We start from the raw sequence: 26,548 nt of genomic DNA, 5'->3' as shown, positions 1-26,548 counted from the left end.
TCATGCCTTTGCGACTTTGCAAAGGCTAAATTTAAATACTGCTTTTATAATTTCCTCTAAACATTAATTAAAATTTGACGAAATAGAATCTAGAAAGATAAAAATTTTGGCATAGCTTTTGCTTAAATTTTTAGTGTTTTAATACTATACTTAGCATATTTTAAGGATATTCATGTCAGATAAAAAAAAGACAATAGAAAGAAATTTAAGTGGAATAACAAATCCTATTTTTGAAAAAAATCTTCAAGCATTATTTCAGCAAGATGAGGTCTTGGCTGCTAGACTTTTTGGCATGAGTATACAAACTAAATACGAAATCGTTCTAGATAAAAGTGATCCAATACACATAAACATCATTAATAAAGAATCTAATGAAACAATATATAAAGATCCGGTTGAAGAAATTAGTAAAATGCTTGATGATATAGAAAAAAAATACAAAAGATATCCAGGACTTTTCTTTTATGGCTTAGGAACTGGTATATTTTATAAAGCTTTAGCAAAAAATAAGACTCATAAAAAAATTGTTATCATAGAACCAGAACTTGAGATCATACATCTTGTTTTAAATATTATTGATATATCAGATGAGCTTAAAGATGAACAAATTGTTCTTTTTTATTCCGAATTTGCTACATATGTGCAGTTTTACTATCTCGTATCGCATAGTGATTTAGATATATATGCTAAAACTTATAGCTTAATAATCCACTCTAACTATTATGATAATTTTGCAGATGACTATATCAAAATAAATAAAGATATAACAAGAGCTTTTTCTCAAAATGTAGTTTCCCATGGAAATAGCATAGATGATCTTCTAATAGGCACAAAACAGCATATCGAGAATCTACCTCATATGCTTACTAATTACTGCTATACAAATTTAGTTAAAAAAAGACACGGTCTTATGGATACAGCGATCATTGTTTCAACAGGGCCAAGCCTAGATAAACAACTAGAAACACTTAAGAAATTTGCACCTTATGTAAGCATTATAAGTGTCGATGCATCCTATCCAATACTCGCAAGAAATGACATAAAGCCAGATTATGTAACATCAATTGAACGAATGATACCTACTTCTACATTTTTTGAAAAAAAGCACCCTGGATTTGATGATGATATAAATTTTATTGTAGCTTCAGTCACACACAGCCAAACTGTAAAAAATATATTACCTAGACGTTTAGTGCTTACGATGAGGCCTCAACAAGAAGAAAAAATGTTTAGGCTAAACAAATATGGATATCTTGGCGTCGGACATAGTTGTGCAAATATGGCCTACCAGTTAGCGTATGTACTAGGACATAAAAATATTATTTTTATAGGTCAAGATCTTGCTTTTGGTAAAGATGGTGCAAGTCATGCCAAAGGTCACACTATTGCTCAGCCTGACGAAAATTTATATACTATTGCCTATGGTGGCGAAGGAGAAGTAAGAACAACTTATGTATGGACGCTCTTTAAAAATCAATTTGAAAATGATATCGAGCAAGCTAAATTAGAAGATATAAAATCATATAACTGCACTGAAGGTGGAGCTAGAATAAATGGCGCCATAGAGAAATCATTTTTAGAAGTTATGAATGAGCTTTGCAAGGGTAGAAAAGTTAAAAACCTACCAAATATTAAAAAAGATAGCGATAAAGTAGCTAACAAAAATTTACTAAAAGCTTATGAAGTGATACAGGACAAAATAAGAGTTCAAACACAAGCTAAAGAAAAAATAGAAAAAGTATTTTTAGAACTAACACCAAAAATTGATAATTTTATGCTTTTAAGAGACAAGGGCGAAATAAACACAAAACATTTTAAAGAGCTTGTAGGAATATCAAATAAGATAGATAAGCTTAAAAACTGCATCTCTCATAAAAAATATATGAGATATATTGAAAATATTTTTGTTATCTCAACTTATCACCAAGAGTTAGAGCTTGCCAAAGTATCAGTAGCTCCGAGCGATACAGACGAAGAAAAAACTAATAAATTAGTTGAGTGGATAGAATTTCATAAATACTGGCTATTTTCAGCGGCTGGCGGTATAAATGCAGATATAGAAACAACAAAAGAAGCCTCAAAACCTCTTATAAAAGAGCTTAAAAAACGTGGCATCTTTCCAAAAGAAGACTAGAAATGGACATCTTAAGCTTAATAGGACGCACTAAAAATCTCTTTGAAGATGACATAAATGCACTTGATAAAGACTTAAAAGAGATAGTCTCAAGTTCAAGCTTTCTGGTTATTGGTGGTGCCGGTTCTATCGGTTCAGCTGTGACAAAAGAAATTTTTATAAGAGATCCAAAAAAATTATACGTCGTTGATATCTCTGAAAACAACCTTGTCGAACTAGTACGTGACATAAGAAGCGAATTTGGATATATAAATGGCGACTTTAAAACTTTTGCCATAGATGTTGCAAGTGCCGAGTTTGATGCACTCTTGGCACAAAGTGGTGGGTTTGATTACGTGTTAAATTTATCAGCACTAAAGCATGTTAGAAGCGAAAAAGATCCGTTTACGCTTATGAGGATGCTTGAAACAAATATCTTTAACACCGACAAAACGCTAGCGCAAGCTCTCTACATGAAGTCAAAAAAATATTTCTGCGTTAGCACCGATAAGGCTGCAAACCCTGTAAATTTAATGGGAGCTAGCAAGCGCATCATGGAGATGTTTGCGTTTAGACACTCTTTAAATATCGACGTCTCAATGGCTAGATTTGCAAACGTGGCATTTAGCGACGGCTCACTTCTTTTTGGATTTCAAAAGCGCATAGAAAAATTTCAGCCCATAGTCGCCCCAAACGACGTCAGGCGCTACTTCCTAACGCCAAAAGAGAGCGGCGAGCTTTGTCTTTTAAGTACCATTTTTGGTGAAAATAGAGATATATTTTTCCCAAAATTAGATGAAAATTTAGACCTTATAACATTTAGCGAGATAGCCAAGCGCTACTTGGCTAATTTAGGATACGAGCCATTTTTATGTGAAAATGAGGAGGAGGCCAGAAAGCTTGCAAAAGAGCTTCCAAAAGATGGCTTTTACCCTTGCCTTTTTGCGCCTAGTGACACGACTGGAGAGAAGGACTATGAGGAGTTTTTCGTTGACGGCGAAAGACTTGACATGAAAAGACTTCAAAATATCGGCATAGTCAAAAATGATGCAAATTTTGACAGCAAAAAGCTAGAAATTTTTAAAAACAATATCTTAAATTTAAAATCAAGCTTGACATGGAGCAAAGAGGACATTTTACGCGAAGTTTTCGAGCTTATACCGAATTTTATGCATAAAGAAACAGGAAAGTATCTCGATGAGAAAATGTGATTTTGACGAGGTTTTGAAATTTATAAAAAGCACCTTTGGCAAGGATAAAGTCCCACTTCATGAGCCTAAATTTATAGGCAACGAGAAAAAATATCTGTTTGAATGCATCGACTCTAGCTTTGTCTCAAGTGTTGGTAAATTTGTCGATGAGCTTGAGAGTAAGCTAGCTCAAATGATCGGAGCAAAATTTGCAGTTGCCACGACAAATGGCACCTCTGCACTTCATATCTGTCTAAAACTAGCTGGTGTTGGGCAAAATGACGAAGTGATTACGCAACCAGTTACCTTTATAGCCACTTGCAACGCCATTAGCTACCTTTTTGCAAAGCCAGTTTTCGTGGACGTTGACCTTGACACGCTTGGTATGTCGCCAACGTCACTTAGTGCGTTTTTGGAGAAAAACTGCAAGCTAAAAGGCGGCAACTGTGTAAATAAAACTAGCGGTAGGATAGTGCGTGCCTGCGTTCCTATGCACACTTTTGGACTGCCTTGCAAGATAGATGAGATAGCTGAAATTTGTAAGCGTTGGAATATCGTTTTGGTAGAAGATAGCGCCGAGAGCCTTGGTAGTTACTACAAAGGCTCTCATACAGGGAATTTTGGCAAGCTTGCAGCGATGAGCTTTAATGGCAATAAGATCGTCACAAGCGGGGGTGGTGGAGCTATTGTCACAAACGATGAGGAGATAGCAAAGCACGCTAAATTTATCACCACAACGGCCAAGTTGCCACATCCTTTTGAATACCGCCACAGCGAGATCGGCTACAACTACCGCCTACCAAATTTAAATGCAGCTTTGCTTGTAGCACAGCTAGAAAATTTAGAGCTATTTTTAGAGAGTAAACGCGAGCTTGCGATGATTTATAAAGAGTATTTTTCTAAATTTGATGATGTGAAATTTATAGATGAGCCAGCGGATGCTAGGTCAAATTTTTGGCTAAATGCAGTGCTCTTTGAAAGCCGTGAAAAACGAGATGAGTTTTTGAAATTTAGTAATGAAAATGGCGTTTTCACGCGTCCTATCTGGCAGCTTATGAACGAGCTTGATATGTTTAAGGTCTGCCAAAGGGATGAGCTAAAAAATGCTAAATTTCTAAGCGATAGGATAGTAAATATCCCAAGCAGCGTAAGAGTCTAGCCGTGCAAGATATAGTCTTAGTAGGTGGCGGTGGGCACTGCAAAAGTGTGATAGATGTCATTGAGAGTGAAGCTAAATTTAATATAATTGGTATCCTAGATACGGCAGAAAACATTGGCAAAAAGGTGCTTGGCCATGAGATTATCGGTAGCGATGATGATCTGACTGAGGTTTTTAAATCATGCAAAAATGCTGTGGTGACGGTTGGGCAGATAAAAAGTAGCGAGCCTAGAAAAAGGCTGTTTACGCTACTAAAAGAGATAGGTTTTGACCTTCCAGTCATTATCTCTCCACTTGCGTATGTCTCAAAGCATGCAAGTGTAGCTGAGGGAACTGTGGTGATGCATCATGCCTTGATCAACGCTGGTGCAACTATCGGCAAAAACTGCATCATAAATACAAAAGCGCTTGTGGAGCATGACGCAACTATCGGCGATCATTGCCATATCTCAACAGCAAGTGTGGTAAATGGCGGCGTTGTCGTACAAGATGGGACATTCTTTGGTAGCAATACAACTAGCAAAGAGTATATTGTGATAGGCGAAAATTCTATCATAGGCGGCGGAACTAATGTGATGAGAAGCTTAGAGAAAAATGCTTTTATAAAGATGTAAAACTAGCATTTTAAAGGAAAATTGATGTCAAATAGTGTTTTTATCATAGCTGAAGCTGGGGTTAACCACAATGGTGATATAAATTTAGCCAAAAAGCTGATCGACGTGGCAGCCAAAGCTGGCGCTAATGCAGTGAAATTTCAAACCTTTAAAGCCCAAAATCTAGTTTCAAAAAATGCACAAAAGGCCAACTATCAAAAACAAACCACTGATAGAAACGAAAGTCAATTTGATATGATAAAAAAGCTCGAGCTAAATGAAAATATGCACAAGGAGCTCATTGCCTACTGCAAGCAAAAAAATATCACTTTTCTCTCAACTCCTTTTGATAGCGACAGCATAAAGCTTCTTGACGAGCTGGGACTTAGTACATTCAAAATCCCAAGTGGTGAGATAACAAATTTACCATATCTTAGGCAGATAGGTGGGCTCAATAAAAAGATCATTCTCTCAACCGGAATGGCAAATTTAGGCGAGGTGGAAGCCGCGATAGAAGTACTTGTAAAAAGTGGTACAAAACGTGAAAACATAAGCCTTCTTCATGCAAATACGCAGTATCCAACGCCGATGGAGGATGTAAATTTAAAGGCGATGATAACTCTTAAAAATGCCTTTGGGCTTGAGGTCGGATATAGCGATCATACGCTTGGCATCGAGGTTGATATCGCAGCGGTTGCTATGGGTGCAAAGATCATAGAAAAGCACTTTACGCTTGATAAGAGCATGCCAGGACCTGATCATAAGGCTAGCCTTGAGCCAGATGAGCTAGCGGCCATGGTTGGAGCCATAAGAAATATCGAGCTAGCACTTGGAAATGGACTTAAGCGCTTTAGCAAAAGTGAGAGCGAAAATATAAAAATAGCTAGAAAGTCGATCGTAGCAAAACGAGATATAAAAAAAGGCGAAGTTTTTAGCGAACAAAATATCTGTGTAAAACGCCCGGGAGATGGCATAAATCCTATGAGATGGGATGAGGTAATTGGGCAAATTTCACAAAAAGATTATAAACAAGATGATCTGATATGAGAAAAATTTGTGTAGTGACAAGCACCAGAGCTGAATATGGCCTGCTTTACTGGCTCTTAAAAGAGATCGAGGCAGATAGTGAGCTTGAGCTTCAGCTTATTGCCACCGGCATGCACCTAAGTCCTGAATTTGGGCTCACATACAAAGAGATTGAAAAAGAATTTAAGATAGATAAAAAGATAGAAATTTTAAGTAGTTCTCATATAAGTCTTGATATTTGCGCTGAGATGGCAAGAGTTTATGAGAAATTTGCCCCAGTTTTTAGCGAACTTAAGCCAGATATATTGGTGCTTCTTGGCGATAGATACGAGATATTTGGCGTAGCTGGAGTGGCTAGTATTATGCAAATACCAATAGCACACATACATGGCGGAGAAACTACTCAAGGGGCATTTGACGAGGCTTTTAGACACAGCATAACAAAGATGAGCCATATTCATTTTGCAGCTACAAGAGAGTATGCAAACCGCATAATCCAACTGGGAGAAGAGCCTAGCAGAGTTTTTAATGTAGGTGGGCCTGGAATTGAAAATATAAAAAAGCTAAATTTACTAAATAAAGATGAGTTTGAAAAATCAATAAATTTCAAGCTTGCTAAAAAAAATATACTAATCACATTTCATCCGGTAACGCTTGAAAATAGCAGTGCAAAAAAGCAATTTAGCGAGCTTTTAGAAGCAATAGACGAGCTAAAAGATACAAGCTTTATCTTTACAAAAGCAAATAGCGACATAGATGGTGATGTGATAAATAAAATGATAGATGAGTATGTTAGTAAAAATCCACAAAAAGCTGTGGCGTTTGCTTCACTTGGGCAGCTGAGATATCTAAGTGCGATAAAATTTGTTGATATAGTCCTAGGAAATAGCTCGAGTGGCCTTTCGGAAGTCCCAAGCTTTAAAAAAGCCACCATAAACATAGGTGACAGACAAAAAGGACGTGCAAAAGCTAGCAGTGTGATAGACGTTAGGCCCGTTAAAGAAGAAATTTTAGCCGCTATAAAAAAAGTATATTCAAAAGAATTTGAGCAAGTTTTAAAAAATACCATCAATCCATATGATGGTGGTAATCCAAGCAAAAAAATGGTTAAAATTTTAAAAGAGATCGAGCTAGATAGTATTTTGAAAAAGAAATTTTATGATATAGGTTTAAAATGAGAATAGTAAACGATATAAAGCTAAGCATAAATTCAACCATAAAAGATGCCCTGCAAACAATCAATAATGGCGGGCTCCAAATAGCTATCGTCGTGGATGAAAACGATAGCCTTGTAGGTACAGTAACAGATGGAGATATCAGGCGCGGACTATTAAATGGTCTTGATCTAAATAGCAACATAAATCTCATAGTACACAAGAGTCCAAGTACTGCAAATGTTGGCGACACAAAAGAGTCAATACTAAAAATAGCCCTTGCTAAAAAGCTTCATAAAATCCCACTAATAGATGGGCTTGGAAAGCTAGTTGGCATAGAAGATATCGAAGACATTATAAAACCGGTCAGCAAAACAAACAAAGTCATTTTAATGGTAGGAGGCCTTGGTACTAGGCTTAGACCGCTTACAAAAGATACTCCAAAGCCGATGCTAAAGGTCGGAAATAAGCCGATACTTCAGACGATAGTTGAGAAATTTGCAGAGTATGGCTTTGTAAATATCACGATGTGTGTAAATTTTAATGCAGACATCATCAAGGACTATTTTGGTGACGGCAAAGAATTTGGAGTAAACATCGACTACGTTTTAGAGCAAAAAAGAATGGGTACGGCAGGTGCATTAAGTCTACTTAAAGAGCGACCAAACGAACCATTTTTTGTAATGAATGGCGATCTTCTTACAAATGTAAATTTCGAGCATATTCTTAATTATCATACATTAAATAAAGCCACAGCCACAATGTGCGTAAGAGAGTACGACTACGAGGTTCCTTACGGCGTGGTAAAGATGAATGATAATAAAATAATAGAGATCGCAGAGAAGCCAGTGCAGAAATTTTTCGTAAGTGCTGGAATATATATGCTTTCACCTGAAATTTTAGATCTAATACCACAAAATGAGTTTTACGATATGCCAACTCTTTTTGAGAAAGCAATAAGCAAAGGAAAAAATGTCATCTCGTTTCCTATACATGAGTACTGGATCGATATAGGTCGCTTAGAAGAGTATCAAAAAGCAAATGAAGAATATGCAAAAATATTTTGATTGGATATTTTAAATGAAAGCTCTTATCTTAGGCTATGGTTCGATTGGTAAAAGGCATTGCGAAGTATTGGAAGCTTTACCGCAGATAGATGAGATCTGCCTAGTTACTAGCCAAGATGTAGGTGGAAAAATTTGTTACAAAAGTCTAGAAGAAGTCTCAAATTTAAATAAGTTTGACTACTTTGTCATAGCAACTCCCACATTTTTACATCTGCAAAATTTAAAATTTCTAGACGAGAAAGTAAAAGACAAAATAATACTTTGTGAAAAGCCTTTGTTTGAGAAATTTTACGATTTTACACCAAAAAATAATAAAATTTTTGTAGGCTACGTGCTTAGATTTCATCCACTTTTACAAAAACTAAAAGAGCTTTTGGAGAGTGAAAAAATTTTATACATAAATGCTAGTTGTGGACAGTATCTACCAAGCTGGAGAAATGCAGACTATACAAAATGTTATAGTGCTAGCAAAGAAAAAGGCGGCGGGGTTTTGCTAGATCTTAGTCATGAGTTAGACTATACCATGTGGCTGTGTGGCAAATTTAAGAGCATAAAAAGCTTTCAAGATAAAATCTCAAATTTGCAGATAACAAGCGATGATTTATGTTTAATCTTTGGCAAAACAAATAATAATGCAGTAGCCAATATAAGCATTGATTATTTAAGTCATATGACGCATAGAAACGTGCGAGTGGAGTGCGAAGGCTCCACCTATGAGCTTAATTTCATAAAAGGTACTCTCACAAAACAAGATATCAATAGGCAAATTTTTAACATGCCAAATTTGGAAAGAAATGAGATGTTTTTAGCTATGCATAAAGATGTCCTAGGTGAACAAAGATACGTTTGTAGCTTTAGCGAAGGACAAGATACTATGGGAGCAATAGATCAAATTCAAAGGCAAAATAATGAGTAATGTTTTATGTACGATATGTGCGAGAGGCGGTAGTAAGGGCGTAAAGGGGAAAAATGTACGTGAGCTTTGTGGAAAACCACTTATCGCTTACACCATAGAACAGGCCAGAGAGTCAAATTTATTTGAACATATAGTAATTAGTACTGATAGCGATTTGATCGCAGAAACAGCAGTAAAATATGGTGCAGAAGTCTTTTTTAAAAGAGATGCTGCTATGGCCAGCGATACAGCTGGAAAGCTTGATGTGATAAAAGATGCTTTTTTAAAAAGCGAACAACATTACGCACAAAGATTTGATTATGAGATCGATCTTGATGCAACAGCTCCACTTCGTGATGTGAGCGATATCATAAACGCTTACAATCAGTTTCTGCACGATGAAAATGACAATCTAATAACCGCAATGCCAAGCAGAAGAAGTCCGTACTTTAACTTGGTTGAAATTTATCCTGATGGACATGTGGGGCTTGCAAAAACTTTAGCAAAAGCCATTGTAAGACGACAAGATGCACCAAAGACTTATGACATGAACGCTTCTATCTATATCTGGAAACGTGAAGCCTTGCTAAATAATGATACATTGTTTTTGCCAAAAACTGGGCTTTATGTGATGAGTGAAGACAGATCAATCGATATAGATTGTGAACTGGATTTTAAATTTGTAGAGTTTTTAATGAAGGAAAAAAATGCTAACAGATAAAGTCATAGTAGTAACAGGAGGGGCTGGTAGGATAGGAAGCGCTTTCATAAGAGCCATCGCTAGTCAAAACGGAGTTGGAGTAATAGCAGAAGTCGATACAAAAAGAGCAAATTTACTAAAAGATGAGATAAAAACCTCAAACAAAGACGCAAAAATAGAAGTTTTACAAATTGATATCAGTGACGTAAATTCTGTTAATGAAGCCATAAATTTCTTACACTCAAAATATGGCCACATAGATGCACTGGTAAATAACGCCTATCCAAAAAACAAAAATTTCGGTAAGAAATTTTTTGAGATAGATATGAATGATTTCAATGCCTTTTTAAATTTACACCTTGGCGGATACTTTAATATCTCACAAAATTTTATAAAATTCTTTTTAGAGCAAGGTTGCGGCAATATCATAAATATTTCATCTATACAAGGTATCGGAGCTCCTGCTTTTGAGACCTACGAGGGAACAAATATGCACTCTCCTATCGAATACACAGTAGTAAAACATGGTCTTCTTGGTATGACAAAATACATGGCAAAGATGTTTAAAAAAGACAATATCCGCGTAAACGCTATAAGTCCTGGAGGAATTTTAGATGGGCAGCCTGAGCCATTTTTAAGCCAATATAAAAAAAGATGCGGTATGAAAGGAATGCTTAATGCAAATGATATTTGCGGTGCTTTGATCTATTTACTAAGCGATGTATCAAAATATGTAAATGGGCAAAATATTGTAGTTGATGATGGATTTAGTTTATAATTTAAAGCCTTAGTTTATTGCTAAGGCTTTAAGCATCAAATTTAGTATGAGTATTTTAAAATCTCATATACAAAGTTTAAGATATTTTATTGATTGCAAAAGTATAAAACCCCAAAGCTAAGCTTTGGGGCGTGGGTTTGCGTATTGTAAAAGCATTAACACTCTTAAGGCTTTGCTACTGCTACAAAGTCTTAAAATTTAAAAGCCACTATTATAGTAGCTTTTACAAAACCTCATTTGCTACTACTATTGTAGAAGTTTCATTACATTTTGTTGAACGCTGTTTGCTTGACTCATAGCATAAGCACCTGATTGAGCTAGGATGTTATGTTTTGAGAAGTTAGCAGACTCGCTAGCAAAATCTACGTCCCTGATTTGTGATTCTGCTGATTTTACGTTAACTTGAGTTACAGTTATGTTATTAACTGTAGCTTGAAGTTGGTTTTGAACTGAACCAAGGTCTGAACGAACTTGATCAAGTGTTTTTTGAGCTGACTCAGCGATACTCATAACAGCCATCGCACCGCGAAGTGTCATAACACCTGCAGATTGAGCTACTGATAAAGCTGCACTCATTCTTTGGAAGCCCATAGCAGTTGCTAGGTTTTTATCTATTTGACCTCTTACATCTCTTAGGGATACTGATTGTTGAGCACCACCACCAGCAGAGAATGCTATTGATAGCTTAGTATTACCACCACCTACTAGTTTAATATCTCTACCATCAAGACGAACTAGATTTAGTCTACCTACAAAGCCAGCTGTTAAAGATGTACCAGCTGCTGCTTTACCTTTACCACCAAGACCTTTTGAGATATCTTTACCTGTTGCAACAATAGCACGGCCATCACGGCTTGTTAATACCATTTTGCCTGTTTCAGCATCAACAGAAGCTTCAACACCAGTTTGGTCTTTTACAGAGTTGATAGCATTTACAAGTGCACCGTTTGCGTCATTTGCTTTAACATCTAGGTCGCCAATTTTAACACCGTTGATTGTTAAAGACTGAATTAAACCGCCACCAATAGCAGCACTAGCCTTCCAAGTAACATCAGCTGTAGCTCTAACACCAGTTTTATCAGCAACTTTGTTGATATTCTCAGCTAGAGCACCAAGACCTTTACCGATACCTGTTGAGATAGTAGCGCCTGTAACACCTACATCGTTTACGCCATCAACGTTTAAGAATTTAAGATTTACTGCACCCATACCTGTAAGAAGTTTTGAACTCTCAAAACGTGTAAGACCGATCTTATCAGATGTAGTCGCACCAATACTTGCTTTAACAGTTTGGTTTGAGTAAGCACCTATTTGGAATTCTTTATTAGAGAATGTTCCGTTTAGTAGTTGCTGACCGTTAAATGAAGTAGTGTTACCGATATTGTCAAGCTCTTCCATTAGACGAACGATATCAGCTTGCAATGCTTGGCGTGATTGAGTTGTTTGGCCGTCTTGAGCTGATTGAGTAGCTTTTGTCTTGATAGTATCAAGAATTTTTAGCTGCTCGTCCATAGCTTTATCGGCAACTTGAATGATACCAATAGCATCATTACCGTTTGCAATAGCTTGACCTAAAGCTGAAGCTTGACTTCTTAAGCTATCTGCAATAGATAGACCTGAAGCATCGTCTGCAGCTGTTTGAATCCTAAGACCTGAGCTAAGTTTGTTAAGTGACTTAGATAGGTCAGTGTTGTTGCTAACTGCGTTAGCGTGTGTGTTAAGTGCGTTTACGTTTGTATTAATACGAAAACTCATTGTAAATCCTTTTAATTTTTTAGTTACGACTTCTTGTCGCACAAAAACTATATCGTGAAATTTTCTAAAAACTTTATAGGCATGAATGAAAAAATTTTTAAAATAATGAAGACGGATTTGATTTTTATGTCTTGATACTTTAAAAATTATTTCTGCTACAATTACGCCAAAAAAATCAAAGGCTATATATAAATGAAAAGCTTAATCATCGTGGAATCTCCCGCAAAAGCAAAGACTATCAAAAATTTCTTAGACAAAAGCTACAACGTCATCGCCTCGAAGGGCCACATCAGAGACCTGCCAAAAACGAGCTTTGGCATCAAGATAGAGGATGATAAATTTACCCCAGAGTATCGCATCAGCAGCGATCACTCCGCTATTGTAAAAGAGATAAAAGAGCTCGCCAAGGGTGCTGATGAAATTTATCTCGCGACCGATGAGGATAGAGAGGGTGAGGCGATCGCGTTTCACATCGCAAATGCCATCGGCAAAGAGCCAACCAGCCTGCCTCGCATCGTCTTTCACGAGATCACCAAAAGCGCCATACAAAACGCTCTAAAAAGCCCAAGACACGTCGATATGAACAGCGTCAATGCCCAGCAAACAAGGCGTTTACTCGACCGCATCGTTGGCTACAAGTTAAGTCCGCTTTTAAATTTAAAGATACAAAAAGGGCTAAGCGCTGGCCGTGTGCAAAGTGCGGCTCTCAAGATAATAGTTGACCGTGAGCGTGAAATCCAGGCATTTAAGCCAGTTGAATACTACACAATAGACACTGTTTTCAAAAAAGATTTAGACGCTGAGCTGGTTAAATTTGAAAACCAAAAGATCGAAAAGCTCACTATCCAAAATCCAGACCGCGCAAAATACATCATCGAAAATTTACAAAATGAGAAATTTAGCGTCCGAGAGATCGAGAGCAAGGATAGAAAGATCCAGCCAAGCCCGCCATTTATGACATCAACACTTCAGCAAAGCGCGAGCAACCGCCTTGGCTTTAGCCCTAAAAAGACGATGATGATCGCACAAAGCCTCTATGAAGGCGTACAAACTCACGAAGGCTTCATGGGTGCTATCACATATATGAGAACAGATAGCTTAAATTTAGCCAAAGAGGCCGTAGCGGCAGCTAGAGAGCACATCCTCCAAAACTACGGCAAAGAGTATCTGCCAGCCAAAGCGATAAGCTACACGACAAGCTCAAAAGGTGCACAAGAAGCCCACGAGGCGATCCGCCCTACAAATTTAAACTTTACACCGCAAATCGCAGCTAAATTTTTAGAAAAAGACGCGCTCAAACTCTACACACTCATCTACAATAGATTTTTAGCCTGCCAAATGAGCGCATGTGTGAGCCAAACGCAAAATGTCTATGTTGCAAGCGAAAAAGGCGAATTTAAAATAAGTGGCAGAAAGGTGCTATTTGACGGCTTTTACAAGGTTTATGGCGAGCTTGATAAGGATAAAATTTTGCCAAATTTAAAAAAGGGCGACGAGATGAGTTTGCAAAGCATAAAAAGCACGCAAAACTTCACCGAGCCACCAGCTAGGTACTCTGAAGCTGGCCTTGTTAAAAAGCTAGAAAGCCTAGGCATCGGCCGCCCAAGCACCTACGCACCGACCATCTCGCTACTAACATCAAGAGACTACGTGAGGATCGAGAAAAAGCAGCTCATACCAAACGAGATCGCATTTAGCATGATAGGCGTTTTAGAGGAGCACTTTAGTAACATCGTCGATAGCGAATTTACCTCACATCTTGAAGAAAAGCTCGATGAGATCGCGCTTGACAAGGCTGACTGGCAAAAGGTGCTAAGCGACTTTTACTATCCATTTATGGAAAAAATCAGTGCTGGCAAAACTGGCATAAAAAGCCTAAAAACAGCAACTCCTATCGGCGAGAAGTGCCCAGAGTGCGGAAGCGAGCTAGTGCTTAGAAAGGGCAGATACGGCGAGTTTATCGCTTGTTCAAATTTCCCAAAATGCAAATACTCAAGAAACATCACAAAAGATAATGAAAAGAGCGCAGAGGCCGGCGCTACTGCGGCAGCTAAGCCAAAACGTGAGCTTAAAAAGCTTGATGTGTCATGTCCAAAATGTGGCGGCGAGATCGTCGAGAGATTTAGTAGGCGCGGTAAATTTTATGGATGTGCCAACTATCCAAAATGCGACTTCGTCTCAAACTACGAGCCAGTTGAGCAAAAATGCGACGAATGTGGCGGCGATATGATCAAAAAAGAGCTTAAAAAAGGTACATTTATAGAGTGCACAAAATGTAAGAAAAAGACGCTTATTTCTGAAAACTAAAAAATTCTAGCCAAATTTGAGTCCTTGAGCCTAAATTTGGCTTTTATAAATTTGGGCTTTAAATGCCTGATACCACCGCTAAGCTTGGCTAGTATAAAGGGCAAAAACCTCGTCACCAACTACACTCAGTTAGAGGGTAGCTTCACATCGCAGTACGCACTTTTTTTGGCGAGCTTAGCACTTTGCCAAATTTAAAAACTGGTCTTTTAAAAGAGAGAACGGAAATTTATAATAGAAAGTAATATCATAAAATTTAAGTTTTTCGCATAGCTTTTAATAAATTTATATCTTGGATCAAATTTTAAAATTCCATTTACTCTCAAGAATTGACTATTAAAATTTGGCTTTGCTTGCCGCTTAACTCAAATTTTAAAGCCAAAATTACTTGCTCATGAAATTTTAAAATTTGCTATAAATTCTCTCACATAAGACGCATGCAGTGCGCCAGCACTGGGGCATGCACCTTAAGCGTGTTAAAGGATTGGTGGATATAAAGGGGGATAAGAGGACGGCTCTTTGCTTCGCTAGCTCGCAGCTGCAAGCAGGCCGTAACTCAAGCCCCCTTGTCCCCCCCCCCTTTTTTTTTGAATAAAAATAATTTTATACATTTCACCAAACTATTTTTGCAAATTTATAAACCATCCTACTTAAATTTTAAACCTATCAAAGCTATAATACGCCCCAAAAAAGGATGAAAAATGAAAACAATTATGCTCTGTGCGATATGCTCAGTCACTCAAGGAAACTGCGCCGAGGACTGCGCTTACTGCACACAAAGTGCCAAAGCTGGTGCCAATATCTCAAAATTTAAAGAAAAAAGCGTGCAACAGGTGGTGGACGAGGCAAAAATGGCTTATAAAAACCACGCTCTTGGATTTTGTTTAGTCACAAGTGGTGCTAGGCTGAATGACAAAAAGACCGACTATATCGCATCTTTAGCAAGAGCCGTGAGCAAAGAAGTACCAAATTTGATGCTCATCGCATGTAACGGCATGGCTACTTACGAGCAGCTTAGCGAGCTTAAAAAAGCTGGCGTTTTTAGCTACAACCACAACCTTGAAACAAGCCGAGAATTTTTCCCAAAAATTTGTAAAACACACACTTGGGACGAGAGATATCAGACAAATTTAGATGCAAAAAGAGCTGGGCTTATGCTTTGTACTGGTGGTATTTACGGCGTTGGCGAGAGTGAGGCTGATAGGGTGAGCTTTAGAGCTAGTTTAAAAGAGCTTGAGCCATTTTCATCGCCGATAAATTTTTTCATAAAAAATGAATCTCTAAGTCTTGATCTGTCTCCTCTTAGTGCGGATGAGGCCCTAAAAATAGTGCGTGAGACCAAAAAAGATCTACCAGAAACTAGAGTCATGATAGCTGGCGGTAGGGAGAAAATTTTGGGCGATAGACAATACGAGATCTTTGAAAATGGTGCCGATGCGATCGTGATAGGCGACTATCTCACCGCAAAAGGCGAGAAAGCTAGCAAGGATATTGAGGAGCTTACAAAGCGCGGTTTTAGCTTTGCTAGTATCTGTCACTAATGCTTGCAAATTTACTTTTCACAGGGCTTGGAGGCTTTATCGGGGCTGGATGCAGGTTTTTAGCTGGCGAGATGCTAAAATTTAGCCACTTTCCGCTAACCACACTTGGCGTAAATACGCTTGGCAGCTTCATTATAGGCGTATTATTTTGTCTAAATTTAAGCCAAAGCGTGAGAGTATTTTTGGTCATTGGCATACTTGGCGGATTTACAACATTTTCAAGCTTTAGCCTTGATAGTGTGAAATTTTTACTAGAAGGCGAGCTGGTAAAAGGCTTTTTAAATATCTTTTTAAACCTTGTCCTTTGCCTACTTGCAAGCTATTTTGGCATTTTGCTTGGCAAGAGTTTATGAGAGTTTGCAAATTTAATAGAGCTTAAATTTTGCTAGATTTTCTTAATCGCATGCAGTGCTTTAGCACCATTGCATGCACTTTGAACGTGCGAGGGGATTGGGGGATTTAAAAAGGGGGATAAGGGGACGGCTTCGTAACTTGAGTCCCCTTGTTTCCCTTTTGAATAAAAGAACCTAAAAATAAAAAAAGTCTGTATTTTTAAAAATAGAATTTTACTATCGCGAAAATTTTAAAATTCTATTCACTCGCAAGAATTGACTACTGATTTTAGGTCTCGCAAAGCTTGCCACTAAAATCAGAGCCGAAATTACTCGTTCATGAAATTTTAAAATTTACTTGACGCTTATCTGACTTGATAAATAAAAATTTGTCGTAGTTTTTAATCGCATGCAGTGCAAAACATGCCACATCCACCTTTCTACCTAGCTTCTACCTTTGGCATCTGAAGCATAAAATTTCTAGCTTCACTTAAAAGTACAGGCTTAAGTCCATCTACTAGAGTTTTTGGATCATAAATTCTCTCATATGAAAGTATTAAGACTCCATCTTTTTTAAGTAAAAAGTGGATTATTTCTATATTTTTACTGCTAGTTTCATCTTTTATGAGAGCTAAAATTTGATCATTCTCTTTGCTATAAAGCACTTCTTTAGCCTCTTTTGTCTTCTTTTTTAGCTTAGCAAGCATACTTTCACTTTTTATATTTTTATCAAATTTCACTCTAAAGCCTACAAAATGCTCATCAAAATTTTCATTTTTTAAAAAGTAAAAGCTCTCATCTTTGGCTGTATTTTTCTTATAAAAAATACTTCCATCAAATTTAAAACTTTGAACCAAACTTAACTCGTCTGCAAAGCCAAAAATTCCAAAAAACATCAAGACAAAAAATAGAAATTTACGCATAAATTTGCACTCCAAATTTTTAAAAATTTGTCGCCATTTTGCCCAAAAATCGCTTAGCTTAATCAAAAAATAACAAAGCTTTTTATACAATCAAATATTTTTAATTTAAGGATCTTTTTGCAATTACATCAAGCTAGCGAGCTTAGTATTCTTGTCGTTTTGGCATTTATCGTCTTTGCTTCGCCTTATATTTCTAAAATTTTACGCATTCCTGTCGCTCCTGCTGAGATAATACTTGGAGCACTGGCTAGCTACATCGGGCTTGTCGGCGAGAATGAGATGTTTAAGCTAATTAGCGAAGTTGGCTTTTTCTTTTTGATGTTTCTAGCTGGTATGGAGATCGATCTTAGAATGCTTATAAATATTGACCGCAAAATTTTACGTCTGGGACTTATCTATCTTGCACTCATCTACTCGCTAGCAACCGCACTTACATTTAGTTTTGATCTTAGTTTGCTCTATATCATCATTATCCCGATAATGGCCGTTGGTATGATATTTACGCTATTTAAAGAGTATGGCAGAGATGTAAAATGGCTAAATTTAAGCATGCTTATTGCAACTATTGGTGAGCTTATAAGCATTACGCTTTTGACATTTATAGCAGCCTATTTGCAGTTTGGAGCTAGTATAAATTTATGGCTAACGATTGGCTATTTGATCTTATTTTTAGCTATCAGCGTGCTTAGCTTTAAAATTTTAGATGTGCTTTTTTGGTGGTATCCTGGGCTTAAAGTGATCCTTATGCCACACTACGATAAGGACGAAAAAGATATTAGGCTAAGCATTGCTGTATTTTTTTCGATGATTGCACTTATGCTTTATTTGAATTTAGAAGTTGCCTTTGGTGCGTTTATCGCAGGTATGTTTATAGCTACATTTTTTGATCATAAAAAAGACTTACCGCACAAGCTTTCAAACTTTGGATTTGGATTTTTGGTACCGATATTTTTTATACACATAGGCTCAACCTTCAAGCTCTCAAGCCTAAGCTCAAATGAAGTGATAAAAGATGCTATTTTTATATTTTGTGCGATGCTTGCCACAAGGCTTTTTTCAAGTGTGTTATTTGTAGGAAAATTAGGATTTAAGGGGATATTTTTGTTTTCTCTCTCACAATCCATGCCACTAACGCTTCTAGTAGCAGTTGCTACTATCGCACACAGATCAGGTGAGATAAGTGATTATTCTTACTCATCTTTTATCCTAGCAAGCCTAGCTCAAGCTATAATAGGGACAATAATTATAAAATTTCTAATGCAATCAAGAAGTAAGGAGTAAAAATGTCATCAAATACAGCTACGCTAACTGATAACAGAACCGGCAAGAGTTACGAGTTTCCTATACTAAAAGGCACTATGGGACCTGACGTGATAGACATCTCGACATTTTTTAGTGATACTGGAATGTTTACTTTTGACAGAGGCTATACCTCAACTGCGATGTGTCGCTCAGCGATAACTTATATAGACGGCTTAAAAGGCGAACTAATGTATAGAGGTTATGATATCGCGTATTTGGCCGAAAATAAGACATTTTTAGACGTGGCATATTTACTCTTAAACAAAGAGCTTCCAACAAATGATCAGTATATAAATTTTAAAACCGAGCTTAAAAAAAGAAGCTTTATACATGAAGGCATGATGAAGCTATTTGACGCATTTCCAGATAAGGCGCACCCTATGGCGATATTGCAAGCAGCAGTCTCAGCCCTAAGTGCCTTTTACTCAGATCACCTAAATATGGATAAACCTGAAGAGTATCACGAGATGGCTATGCGTATAATCGCTAAAATTCCAACGATCGCGGCCTTTAGTTACCGCTACTCACGCGGACTTCCTATCATCTATCCAAATTTAGATCGTGGCTTTACTGAAAATTTCCTCTACATGATGAGGGGCTATCCATATGAGCATGTCGATCTTAAGCCTATCGAGATCAAGGCACTTGACACGGTCTTTATGCTGCACGCAGATCACGAGCAAAACGCTTCAACAACGACTGTTAGAACCGTTGGCTCAACGCACGCTCACCCATACGCATGTATAAGTGCGGGCATCGGCGCACTTTGGGGCTGGGCTCATGGCGGCGCAAACGAGGGCGTTATACGTCAGCTTGAAGAGATAGGCTCGGTAGCAAACGTTGATAGATACATCGCTAGAGCAAAGGATAAAAATGATCCATTTAGGCTAATGGGCTTTGGCCACAGGGTCTATAAAAATTTTGATCCTCGCGCAAAAGTGCTTAAGAAGATGAGAGATCAGCTTATGGATGAGATAGGCATTAACTCAGAGCTTATCAAGATTGCCAACCGCATCGAAGAGATCGCGCTAAATGATGACTATTTTGTGAGTAGAAATTTATATCCAAACGTTGATTTTCACTCTGGGCTCATCCTAAAAGCGCTTGGCATACCAAATAATATGTTTGCCGTCATCTTCGTGATCGGCAGGACTCCAGGCTGGATCAGCCAGTGGATCGAGCTAAAAGAGCAAGATACGATAAAGATCGTCCGCCCAAGACAGCTCTACGTCGGAGAGACAAACAGAACACCAAAATGAGCGAGCTTCTAAATTTAGCTAAAAAAGCAGCCGTTAATGCTGGAGCGCAGATAATGAAATTTTACTCTGCAGATAATACGGCTCTTAAAGTCTGCCTAAAAGATGACAGCTCACCACTAACTAGTGCTGATCTAGCCGCAAATGAAGTGATACTAAAAGAGCTAAGCAAAAGCGGGATAAAAATTTGCTCTGAAGAGAGTATCTTGCAAGAAAGCGATAAAGATGAGTTTTGGCTCGTAGATCCACTTGATGGCACGAAAGAATTTCTAGCTAGAAATGGCGAATTTTGCGTTTGCATAGCGCTTATAAAAAAAGCTAGACCGGTGCTTGGCGTGATATTTATCCCGGTTAGCAAAGAGCTTTTTTATGCTGATGAAAATGGCGCTTTTAAAGAAATTTTAAATGACAATGACGAGATCATAAACAGAGTTGATCTAAATAAAAAAGATAAAAATTTAGACAATCTAATCTTTTCAAGCAGAAGAGGCGACGCCAAAGAGATAGAATTTATAGGGCAGAGCCTAAATTTTGAGCAAAGATGCATCGGATCTGCCATAAAATTTTGTCGTTTGGTTGAATTTGGTGGAGCTTATTTGAGATTTGCCCCAAGCTACCTTTGGGACAATGCAGCAGGAGAAGCGCTCGTAAATTTTTGTGACGGAAAAGTATTTGACGCTAATAGCGGCAAAGAGATGAGCTACGAGCTTGCTGATTTAAAAAGTCCATTTTTCATAGCTCTCTCAAAAAATACACTAAATCTAAAAGATAAAATCACACAACTATATAGGCAAAGTAAAATTTAAACCTTAAATTTCTTCTAGTAGATAAAGCATACTAGATATTTTTGCTGTGCCTAGCACATAGCTCATTATATTTGCTGCGACTTTATCTTTTTTAAGCACTTTGCCATTTATGTCAAATATATCTTCGTTGTTCTCTTTGATAAATTTCAAAGCTTTTGCTGCGACATCTTCTAAGCTATTTTTACCATCAAGCAATAAAAGTATGTAATAATCGATATTATTAAGCTTTCTTGAGATGCTAAATTTATTAGCAAAAACAACATCGGCATTATTTTTATGATTTAAGAAATATCTTACATAATTTATTAAATTTTGACTAAGCCTTGAATGTCCAGGCCTATACTCGATATTTTTTTGCTCATCTTTTAAAATCATTGCATCAGACGAGTTTGTTAAAATTCTTACAAAGGCGCTATAAACCATGAGCTTATCTTCTGGCAAAAGTTCTAAAATCTGAGAAAGGTTTATGCTGGCTGGATACATCTTATAAAAGACCTCGCAAAGCCATGATATATCTTGTGGCATAGCGCCATAACTATCTTGCCACTGGTTATCTTTCTTTATAAAATCTGCCACAACGTGAATTTTGTTAATATCACTTGGACCTATTTGTTTATTGGCTATGCTCTCATAAGTTTTGCTATGGACTATTAGGCTTTGTCTAAAGACTTTGTTGCTAATCATATCCATGAATTGCTCTAGATCGATTCTGTCCTTAAACTTGTTATTTTTGTATTCATCTACTATGGCTGTGCCAACATCTGGGGTAAAAATATCATCAAGCGTATACTCACAAAGATAAGTAAGCTCATTTTTGACAAGCATGGCATTAAAATCTTTAAAATAAAATGGATTATTTGTATCTTCTAAAAACTCATGAGCTATGTAAAAGTCATCTTTTGAAAGTACATCTTCTGTTATAAAAAGAAGCATACTAAGTGGCATTTTCTTTTCATAAATTTCTTTATCTCTTGTTAGCAAATATTCTTTATAGACTAAAAGTGCTTCTTTAGCTGCTTTTAGCTTATCTTGCATAGTCTCTTTATCTTTTGCGGCAAGTAGCATTATATCCCTTACGATATCTTTTACTTTCCAGCCAGGATAAACATTATAAGAGATAAACGCCACGCCATTTGTACTTAAATTCTCTCTTACGACTTTTAATATAGCTTCTTTTACAAAGTCAGGCACCCAGCTAAAAACGCCATGAGCGATGATATAGTCAAATTTCTCATCACTTTTAAATTCGCAAATATCGCCGTGTATAAGCTCTAAATTTGTAAGCCCCATCTCTTTAACGATCTCTTGTCCGCGCCTTATCTGCTCGCCACTAAGATCTATGCCAACTACTTTTGCATTTTTGTTATTTACTGCAAATGGGATCAAATTTCCGCCAAAGCTACATCCTATCTCTAAAACTCTTGCATTTTCGCATGGCGGTGGAGTTATGCCAAGAAGTGTAGCACAAGCTTCAAGCCTATATGGCGACGATTGGGCAAAAGCTATTGATTTATAAGTTAGCTCATCATAAGACTTCTCAATTTTGCTATTTTGGCTCATTTTAACTCCTAATAGTCTTTTTCTTTGATTTTTTCTAGCATATTTTTAGCATCATTCTCAGGATCATCCACTATATATGCGCGCCTTATCTTGCCATCTTTTATGATAAGTGTTTGTCTAAAATAAAATTTATGTCCATTTGATGCAGAAAAAACCGGAAGTTCAAGCGCCCTCTCAAGCATAAACTCACTATCGTTTAGAAACATGACTCCAGCCGAAGTTTCTTCTTGAAATTTCTTTTGAGCTGCGATATCTTGTGAGCTAATAGCCACTACCATGAAACCAAGATCGTTAAAATCTTTTAAAAATTTCTTGTAGCTTATCGCTTGTTTGGTGCAGCCCTTCATGCCCGCAGTATTTTGCAATTGCTCACTTAAAAGACTAAAGTCCTCGCCTATCTTTGGATAGATGAAAATAACGCAGTCGTGCGTTCTTGCAAAGGCGGAAAAATCAAATTCCTTACCGTCTAAGGTATTTAAATATATACTTGTAGGCACTTTTATCATACTTCATCCTTTAAAATTTTTTACTATTATATCTTTATAAGCTTTGTCTTAAGCTTTTTTAGAATTTAAAAGATAAACTACGAAAAGGACAAAAAAGCTAATTATTAACATCAAGAGTGCATAGATATGAGCCTTGGTGTAATCAAGCATTTCAACCGCTTCAAATATCGCAATGCTCGCAACCTTGCTCTCTCCAGCTACGCTACCGCCTATCATCAAAACAACGCCAAACTCACCCATAGTGTGAGCAAAGCTAACGACAGTAGCTGTTAATAAATTTGATCTGATGCTTGGCAAAATTACTCTAAAAATAGTCGTGAGTTTGTTTTTACCAAGACTATAACTCGCTTCAAAAAGGCTCTTTTTTAGGCTATTTAATCCAGCATAAATCGGTCCAAACATAAATGGCAATGAATAAATACAACTTGCCACAACAAGACCTGTGAAGTTAAAAACAAGCCTAACTCCAAAAATTTCTTCGATAAATTTACCAAAAGTGGAATAAGGCGAAAGAAAAATGAGCAGATAAAAGCCAAGAACACTTGGCGGCAATACCAGCGGTAGTGAGATTACTGACTCTAAAAATGATTTACCAAAGAATTTTTTCTGTGACATAAAATAAGCAAGTGCAATGCAGGCAAAGAACAAGATAAAAGTAGTTATAAAAGATAGTTTTAGCGATAACCAAAACGGCTCGTAATCGATATTTTTAAGCTCGTCTATCATGCTTTTTCCAAATTTACGCTAAACGCTTTTGTACTAACTACCACCATATCACCTGCTTTTAGATTCATTGCTTCGTTGCTACTTAGCACAACTTCACAAATTTGGCGGTTTATCAGTACGTTTGTTACGAAGATCGCATCACATCTTTTTATCTCTAAAATTTTAGCATTAAAGGCGATTTTTTGAGATCCAGCGGTCTTTAAAAATATCTCGCTTGCTGTGCCAGATCTTGAAATTTTGCCATTTTCAAGAACAAAGACTTTATTACAAAGCTTATAAATTTCTGCGATATCATGGCTTACTAAAATAATGCTCATCTTAAACTCATCATGAAGTGTGAGTAAATAGTCTTGAAGTTTCTCACGCATGGCGTTATCAAGCGCACTTAACGGCTCATCAAGTAGTAAAATTTCAGGCTTTCTCATAACCGCACGAGCCAAAGCAACACGTTGCTTTTGACCGCCAGAAAGAGTGCTAATTTTTGCATTTTTTAGGCTTGTTAGACCACAGATATCAAGAAGTTTATTTGCTAGAGCTAGATCATTTTTTGCAAAGAGTAAATTTTTAAAGACATTCATATTTTCAAAAAGTGCGTAGTCTTGAAATAAAAAGCCGATATTTCTCTTTTGTGGAGCCAAATTTGTCTTTTCATCAAAGAAGATTTTATCCCCAACTCTTATAAAGCCACTTTGTGGTGCTTCAAAACCAGCGATCAAGCGTAAAATGGTGGTCTTTCCGCCACCGCTTGCTCCATAAAGTGCGACAAAATCACCACTTTCAAAGCTAAGGTCGGCCTCAAGTAAAAATTTTCCGCCACCGCCATTTAGCTCTTTTTTACAAGAAATTTCTATCATTTTTGTGTACTTATGTGAATGCTTGTAGATTTTATATAGGCAAAGACTTCATCGTTTTCGCCTAAATTCATAGTTTTTAATGCGTGATTTGAGATAATAGCTTCAAAGTAAATTTCGCCACACTTTAAGCTAATAACACTTAAAATTTCACCAAAATTTATAGCTTCAATCACGCACTTTAGCTCGTTTTCAAGCGAGCTATTGCTTAGTTTGTCTTTTGCCAAGATAACATCGGAGCTTTTAAAACCTAAGTCGATCTCATCATCTAAGGCGAATTTGCTAGCCTCATTCAAGACTAGCATAAATAAATTTGCCTCTAAATTTAGACCCTTTAGCTCAAATAGGCTAACGTCATCTTTAGTTAAAATTCCAACGATCTTTGCTCTTATCATTTAGCTGGAACGTTGTAACCAAATTTCTTAAAAATTTCTCTTGATTTATCACCTAAGATAAACTCATAAAATGCTTTTGCATCATCATTTTTTTCAGCATGTTTTAAAAGAACGATACCTTGATCTATCGGAGTGTATAGCTCTTGTGGAACAAAGATGTAATTAATGCCCTCTTTGTATTTTGCCATTTTCTCATCAAAAAGTGCACTAGCTGCGATAAAGCCTACATCAGAAGCACTTAATGCTTGAGATAGAGTTTCAGAAATTTTTTGAGCATAGACGATATTTTTTTCTACTTCGTCATAAAGTTTTGCGTTTTTAAGAGCTTCTATACTAGCTTTGCCGTATGGTGCAGTTTGTGGATTTGCGATAGAGATCGCTTTTAAGCCACGAACAACCTCAATACCTTTTTTGAAATCAACATTTCTAATAGAGAAAATAGCAACAGCGCCTTGTGCATAAACTTTTGGAGCAGCTACTGCAAATCCTGTGTCATAAGCTTTTTGAGCAAAGCCCATATCAGCGGCCATGAATATATCAGCTGGAGCTAAGTTTTGGATCTGAGTAACAAGACCGCCGCTTGCACCAAGAGTTAGGTTGATTTTAGCATCTGGATGAAGCTTATTAAACTCTTTTATAAGCTCTGGAAATGCATATGTTGTGTTTGCTGCTGCATATACATTTACTTCAGCGCCAAATGCGTTTATGGCAAGCAAAGCTGTCACACATAAAAATTTAAAAACTTTTCTCATTTAAACTCCTATAATGATTTGAGATGATTTTACTATTGCTAAAAGTGTATCGCCAACACCTATTTTCATCTGGATAGCACTATCTTTTGTGATGATGGCAGTTAAAGTCTGCTCATCGCTTAGTTTTAAAGTGATTTCAGCATTTACAGCACCTATCTTTGCTTCGATCACTTCGCCTTTTAATTGATTTTTTGTGCTTATTTTTATATCTAGATCCTTGGCCAAAATGACAGCTGGGGCTTTAAAAATATAAATAACTTTTTGTCCAACTTTTAGGCCTAAATTTTTCTCACTTTCAACCGTGATATTTGACTCAAGCGTACAGCCATTACTTAGTTTTGCAACTATTTGAGAATTTACCGCACCACGGTTTATGCCAATAATCTCACATGAGAGCTGATTTCTGGCACTTAAGTTCATATTCATTCTTTGAAGATTTATAATATCTACATCCTCAAAATCTACTTTTTGACAAATTTTTTGCAAAAAATCCTTTTGAGTCTCAAGAATGGTATCATAAATTTTTATCAGTTTATTGGCATACTCGCTTAGCTCAGAGCCACTATTTTTTTTATTTCCATCAGCTCTAATAATAAGCGGCTTACTACTTTTGTTATTTATCGTATCAAGGCAGTCCCAAGCATTTTTATACGATATGCCAACCAATTCCGCTGCTTTTGTGATACTTTTTGTCTCTTTTATGGCCTTTAATAATGTAATATGTTTAGCTAAAACCTGTGTATCTTCGCCTAAAAATAGTTCTAAATTTATATCTGCTTTCAAAATTTTTACCTTTACTATATTAGAGAATAATTTGTGAAGTATATCTAATTATATTAATCCTTAAGCTTAAAGATTTAAGCC

25 protein-coding genes are annotated in these 26,548 nt (G+C 36.9%); 16 read left to right on the top strand and 9 right to left on the bottom strand.

All coding sequences use genetic code 11. The annotated features are described in order from the left end of the window. Positions 1-172: 172 nt before the first annotated feature. From CVS92_RS04520 to CVS92_RS04475, 10 genes are read left to right on the top strand one after another with little or no spacing between them, the layout of a single operon-like run. Complete coding sequence (locus tag CVS92_RS04520) at positions 173-2,134, top strand: 6-hydroxymethylpterin diphosphokinase MptE-like protein (protein ID WP_107788669.1); 1,962 nt, start codon at positions 173-175, stop codon at positions 2,132-2,134. Positions 2,135-2,136: 2 nt separating this feature from the next. Beyond that, positions 2,137-3,324 carry a UDP-N-acetylglucosamine 4,6-dehydratase gene (locus tag CVS92_RS04515; RefSeq protein ID WP_107788668.1) on the top strand — a complete coding sequence of 396 codons (1,188 nt, stop codon included), beginning with the start codon at positions 2,137-2,139 and terminating at the stop codon, positions 3,322-3,324. Further along, the gene (locus CVS92_RS04510; protein ID WP_107788667.1) at positions 3,311-4,462 is read left to right on the top strand and encodes a LegC family aminotransferase; all 1,152 of its coding nucleotides are present in this window, start codon (positions 3,311-3,313) and stop codon (positions 4,460-4,462) included. Before CVS92_RS04515 ends, CVS92_RS04510 begins: the two co-directional genes overlap by 14 nt. A 2-nt stretch (positions 4,463-4,464) precedes the next feature. Further along, on the top strand, positions 4,465-5,076 hold the full coding sequence (locus CVS92_RS04505; protein WP_107788666.1) for an acetyltransferase: 612 nt from the start codon (positions 4,465-4,467) through the stop codon (positions 5,074-5,076). Between the two features lie 24 nt (positions 5,077-5,100). Continuing rightward, entirely contained in the window at positions 5,101-6,102 is a 1,002-nt protein-coding gene (gene neuB / locus CVS92_RS04500) for an N-acetylneuraminate synthase (RefSeq protein ID WP_107788665.1), read from the top strand. Then, positions 6,099-7,259: a UDP-N-acetylglucosamine 2-epimerase gene (gene neuC, locus CVS92_RS04495; protein ID WP_107788664.1), complete on the top strand. Its 1,161-nt coding sequence runs from the start codon at positions 6,099-6,101 to the stop codon at positions 7,257-7,259. The genes neuB and neuC overlap by 4 nt, the downstream gene beginning before the upstream one ends. Continuing rightward, entirely contained in the window at positions 7,256-8,302 is a 1,047-nt protein-coding gene (locus CVS92_RS04490) for a nucleotidyltransferase family protein (protein ID WP_107788663.1), read from the top strand. The genes neuC and CVS92_RS04490 overlap by 4 nt, the downstream gene beginning before the upstream one ends. 13 nt (positions 8,303-8,315) lie before the next feature. Further along, positions 8,316-9,218 (top strand): Gfo/Idh/MocA family protein, encoded by a 903-nt coding sequence (locus CVS92_RS04485; RefSeq protein ID WP_107788662.1) that lies wholly within the window; start codon positions 8,316-8,318, stop codon positions 9,216-9,218. Next, positions 9,211-9,918 carry a cytidylyltransferase domain-containing protein gene (locus tag CVS92_RS04480; protein WP_107788661.1) on the top strand — a complete coding sequence of 236 codons (708 nt, stop codon included), beginning with the start codon at positions 9,211-9,213 and terminating at the stop codon, positions 9,916-9,918. The genes CVS92_RS04485 and CVS92_RS04480 overlap by 8 nt, the downstream gene beginning before the upstream one ends. Next, positions 9,905-10,675: an oxidoreductase gene (locus tag CVS92_RS04475; RefSeq protein WP_107788660.1), complete on the top strand. Its 771-nt coding sequence runs from the start codon at positions 9,905-9,907 to the stop codon at positions 10,673-10,675. The genes CVS92_RS04480 and CVS92_RS04475 overlap by 14 nt, the downstream gene beginning before the upstream one ends. A gap of 246 nt (positions 10,676-10,921) precedes the next feature. Here the strand turns inward: CVS92_RS04475 and CVS92_RS04470 are convergent, their stop codons facing one another. Beyond that, positions 10,922-12,430 (bottom strand): flagellin B, encoded by a 1,509-nt coding sequence (locus tag CVS92_RS04470; protein ID WP_103599887.1) that lies wholly within the window; start codon positions 12,428-12,430, stop codon positions 10,922-10,924. A 192-nt stretch (positions 12,431-12,622) separates the two neighbouring features. Between CVS92_RS04470 and topA the strand changes: the two genes are divergently transcribed. The 3 genes from topA (at position 12,623) to crcB (ending at position 16,628) form a co-directional block, all read left to right on the top strand. After that, complete coding sequence (gene topA / locus CVS92_RS04465) at positions 12,623-14,737, top strand: type I DNA topoisomerase (protein WP_107788659.1); 2,115 nt, start codon at positions 12,623-12,625, stop codon at positions 14,735-14,737. A 698-nt stretch (positions 14,738-15,435) separates the two neighbouring features. Further along, positions 15,436-16,275 (top strand): biotin synthase, encoded by an 840-nt coding sequence (locus tag CVS92_RS04460; RefSeq protein ID WP_107788658.1) that lies wholly within the window; start codon positions 15,436-15,438, stop codon positions 16,273-16,275. Beyond that, positions 16,275-16,628 carry a fluoride efflux transporter CrcB gene (gene crcB, locus CVS92_RS04455; RefSeq protein WP_107788657.1) on the top strand — a complete coding sequence of 118 codons (354 nt, stop codon included), beginning with the start codon at positions 16,275-16,277 and terminating at the stop codon, positions 16,626-16,628. Before CVS92_RS04460 ends, crcB begins: the two co-directional genes overlap by 1 nt. A gap of 419 nt (positions 16,629-17,047) precedes the next feature. Here crcB and CVS92_RS04450 read toward each other — a convergent pair whose 3' ends face one another. After that, entirely contained in the window at positions 17,048-17,530 is a 483-nt protein-coding gene (locus CVS92_RS04450) for a hypothetical protein (protein ID WP_107788680.1), read from the bottom strand. A gap of 117 nt (positions 17,531-17,647) precedes the next feature. Here CVS92_RS04450 and CVS92_RS04445 point away from each other — a divergent pair, with 117 nt between their 5' ends. Genes CVS92_RS04445 through CVS92_RS04435 form a run of 3 tightly spaced genes read left to right on the top strand, consistent with a single transcriptional unit; the run spans position 17,648 to position 20,894 of the window. Next, the gene (locus tag CVS92_RS04445) at positions 17,648-18,811 is read left to right on the top strand and encodes a cation:proton antiporter (RefSeq protein WP_107788656.1); all 1,164 of its coding nucleotides are present in this window, start codon (positions 17,648-17,650) and stop codon (positions 18,809-18,811) included. Positions 18,812-18,813: 2 nt separating this feature from the next. After that, a complete protein-coding gene (locus CVS92_RS04440) occupies positions 18,814-20,091 on the top strand; it encodes a citrate synthase (protein WP_084109619.1) in 1,278 nt (425 codons plus the stop codon). Then, positions 20,088-20,894 (top strand): 3'(2'),5'-bisphosphate nucleotidase CysQ, encoded by an 807-nt coding sequence (locus CVS92_RS04435; RefSeq protein WP_107788655.1) that lies wholly within the window; start codon positions 20,088-20,090, stop codon positions 20,892-20,894. Before CVS92_RS04440 ends, CVS92_RS04435 begins: the two co-directional genes overlap by 4 nt. A 3-nt stretch (positions 20,895-20,897) precedes the next feature. On the opposite strand, the gene CVS92_RS04430 is transcribed toward CVS92_RS04435, so the two are convergent. From CVS92_RS04430 to CVS92_RS04400, 7 genes are read right to left on the bottom strand one after another with little or no spacing between them, the layout of a single operon-like run. Beyond that, positions 20,898-22,454 carry a class I SAM-dependent methyltransferase gene (locus CVS92_RS04430; protein ID WP_107788654.1) on the bottom strand — a complete coding sequence of 519 codons (1,557 nt, stop codon included), beginning with the start codon at positions 22,452-22,454 and terminating at the stop codon, positions 20,898-20,900. Positions 22,455-22,462: 8 nt separating this feature from the next. Beyond that, positions 22,463-22,960, bottom strand: a complete 498-nt coding sequence (locus CVS92_RS04425; protein WP_107788653.1) for a redoxin family protein — start codon at positions 22,958-22,960, stop codon at positions 22,463-22,465. 48 nt (positions 22,961-23,008) lie between these two features. Continuing rightward, positions 23,009-23,686, bottom strand: a complete 678-nt coding sequence (gene modB, locus CVS92_RS04420) for a molybdate ABC transporter permease subunit (RefSeq protein WP_107788652.1) — start codon at positions 23,684-23,686, stop codon at positions 23,009-23,011. Then, positions 23,683-24,540 (bottom strand): sulfate/molybdate ABC transporter ATP-binding protein, encoded by an 858-nt coding sequence (locus CVS92_RS04415; protein ID WP_107788651.1) that lies wholly within the window; start codon positions 24,538-24,540, stop codon positions 23,683-23,685. Before CVS92_RS04415 ends, modB begins: the two co-directional genes overlap by 4 nt. Further along, a complete protein-coding gene (locus CVS92_RS04410; protein WP_107788650.1) occupies positions 24,537-24,932 on the bottom strand; it encodes a TOBE domain-containing protein in 396 nt (131 codons plus the stop codon). Before CVS92_RS04410 ends, CVS92_RS04415 begins: the two co-directional genes overlap by 4 nt. Then, positions 24,929-25,684: a molybdate ABC transporter substrate-binding protein gene (gene modA / locus CVS92_RS04405; RefSeq protein WP_107788649.1), complete on the bottom strand. Its 756-nt coding sequence runs from the start codon at positions 25,682-25,684 to the stop codon at positions 24,929-24,931. The genes CVS92_RS04410 and modA overlap by 4 nt, the downstream gene beginning before the upstream one ends. Beyond that, a complete protein-coding gene (locus tag CVS92_RS04400) occupies positions 25,685-26,467 on the bottom strand; it encodes a TOBE domain-containing protein (protein ID WP_107788648.1) in 783 nt (260 codons plus the stop codon). Positions 26,468-26,548 lie beyond the last annotated feature (81 nt).

Origin of the sequence: Campylobacter concisus, from assembly GCF_003048555.1 — a bacterium.
Taxonomy (GTDB): domain Bacteria; phylum Campylobacterota; class Campylobacteria; order Campylobacterales; family Campylobacteraceae; genus Campylobacter_A; species Campylobacter_A concisus_AO.
The sequence above is the reverse complement of the archived record's forward strand: the minus strand, read 5'-3'. Positions and strand labels throughout refer to the sequence as shown.

Excerpts from the sequence above, each read along its gene's own strand:
- CVS92_RS04520 (WP_107788669.1), top strand. The coding sequence starts at position 173 with ATGTCAGATAAAAAAAAGACAATAGAAAGAAATTTAAGTGGAATAACA.
- CVS92_RS04515 (WP_107788668.1), top strand. The coding sequence starts at position 2,137 with ATGGACATCTTAAGCTTAATAGGACGCACTAAAAATCTCTTTGAAGAT.
- CVS92_RS04510 (WP_107788667.1), top strand. The coding sequence starts at position 3,311 with ATGAGAAAATGTGATTTTGACGAGGTTTTGAAATTTATAAAAAGCACC.
- neuB (WP_107788665.1), top strand. The coding sequence starts at position 5,101 with ATGTCAAATAGTGTTTTTATCATAGCTGAAGCTGGGGTTAACCACAAT.
- neuC (WP_107788664.1), top strand. The coding sequence starts at position 6,099 with ATGAGAAAAATTTGTGTAGTGACAAGCACCAGAGCTGAATATGGCCTG.
- CVS92_RS04490 (WP_107788663.1), top strand. The coding sequence starts at position 7,256 with ATGAGAATAGTAAACGATATAAAGCTAAGCATAAATTCAACCATAAAA.
- CVS92_RS04485 (WP_107788662.1), top strand. The coding sequence starts at position 8,316 with ATGAAAGCTCTTATCTTAGGCTATGGTTCGATTGGTAAAAGGCATTGC.
- CVS92_RS04480 (WP_107788661.1), top strand. The coding sequence starts at position 9,211 with ATGAGTAATGTTTTATGTACGATATGTGCGAGAGGCGGTAGTAAGGGC.
- CVS92_RS04475 (WP_107788660.1), top strand. The coding sequence starts at position 9,905 with ATGCTAACAGATAAAGTCATAGTAGTAACAGGAGGGGCTGGTAGGATA.
- CVS92_RS04470 (WP_103599887.1), bottom strand. The coding sequence starts at position 12,430 with ATGAGTTTTCGTATTAATACAAACGTAAACGCACTTAACACACACGCT.
- topA (WP_107788659.1), top strand. The coding sequence starts at position 12,623 with ATGAAAAGCTTAATCATCGTGGAATCTCCCGCAAAAGCAAAGACTATC.
- CVS92_RS04460 (WP_107788658.1), top strand. The coding sequence starts at position 15,436 with ATGAAAACAATTATGCTCTGTGCGATATGCTCAGTCACTCAAGGAAAC.
- crcB (WP_107788657.1), top strand. The coding sequence starts at position 16,275 with ATGCTTGCAAATTTACTTTTCACAGGGCTTGGAGGCTTTATCGGGGCT.
- CVS92_RS04450 (WP_107788680.1), bottom strand. The coding sequence starts at position 17,530 with ATGCGTAAATTTCTATTTTTTGTCTTGATGTTTTTTGGAATTTTTGGC.
- CVS92_RS04440 (WP_084109619.1), top strand. The coding sequence starts at position 18,814 with ATGTCATCAAATACAGCTACGCTAACTGATAACAGAACCGGCAAGAGT.
- CVS92_RS04435 (WP_107788655.1), top strand. The coding sequence starts at position 20,088 with ATGAGCGAGCTTCTAAATTTAGCTAAAAAAGCAGCCGTTAATGCTGGA.
- CVS92_RS04430 (WP_107788654.1), bottom strand. The coding sequence starts at position 22,454 with ATGAGCCAAAATAGCAAAATTGAGAAGTCTTATGATGAGCTAACTTAT.
- CVS92_RS04425 (WP_107788653.1), bottom strand. The coding sequence starts at position 22,960 with ATGATAAAAGTGCCTACAAGTATATATTTAAATACCTTAGACGGTAAG.
- modB (WP_107788652.1), bottom strand. The coding sequence starts at position 23,686 with ATGATAGACGAGCTTAAAAATATCGATTACGAGCCGTTTTGGTTATCG.
- CVS92_RS04415 (WP_107788651.1), bottom strand. The coding sequence starts at position 24,540 with ATGATAGAAATTTCTTGTAAAAAAGAGCTAAATGGCGGTGGCGGAAAA.
- CVS92_RS04410 (WP_107788650.1), bottom strand. The coding sequence starts at position 24,932 with ATGATAAGAGCAAAGATCGTTGGAATTTTAACTAAAGATGACGTTAGC.
- modA (WP_107788649.1), bottom strand. The coding sequence starts at position 25,684 with ATGAGAAAAGTTTTTAAATTTTTATGTGTGACAGCTTTGCTTGCCATA.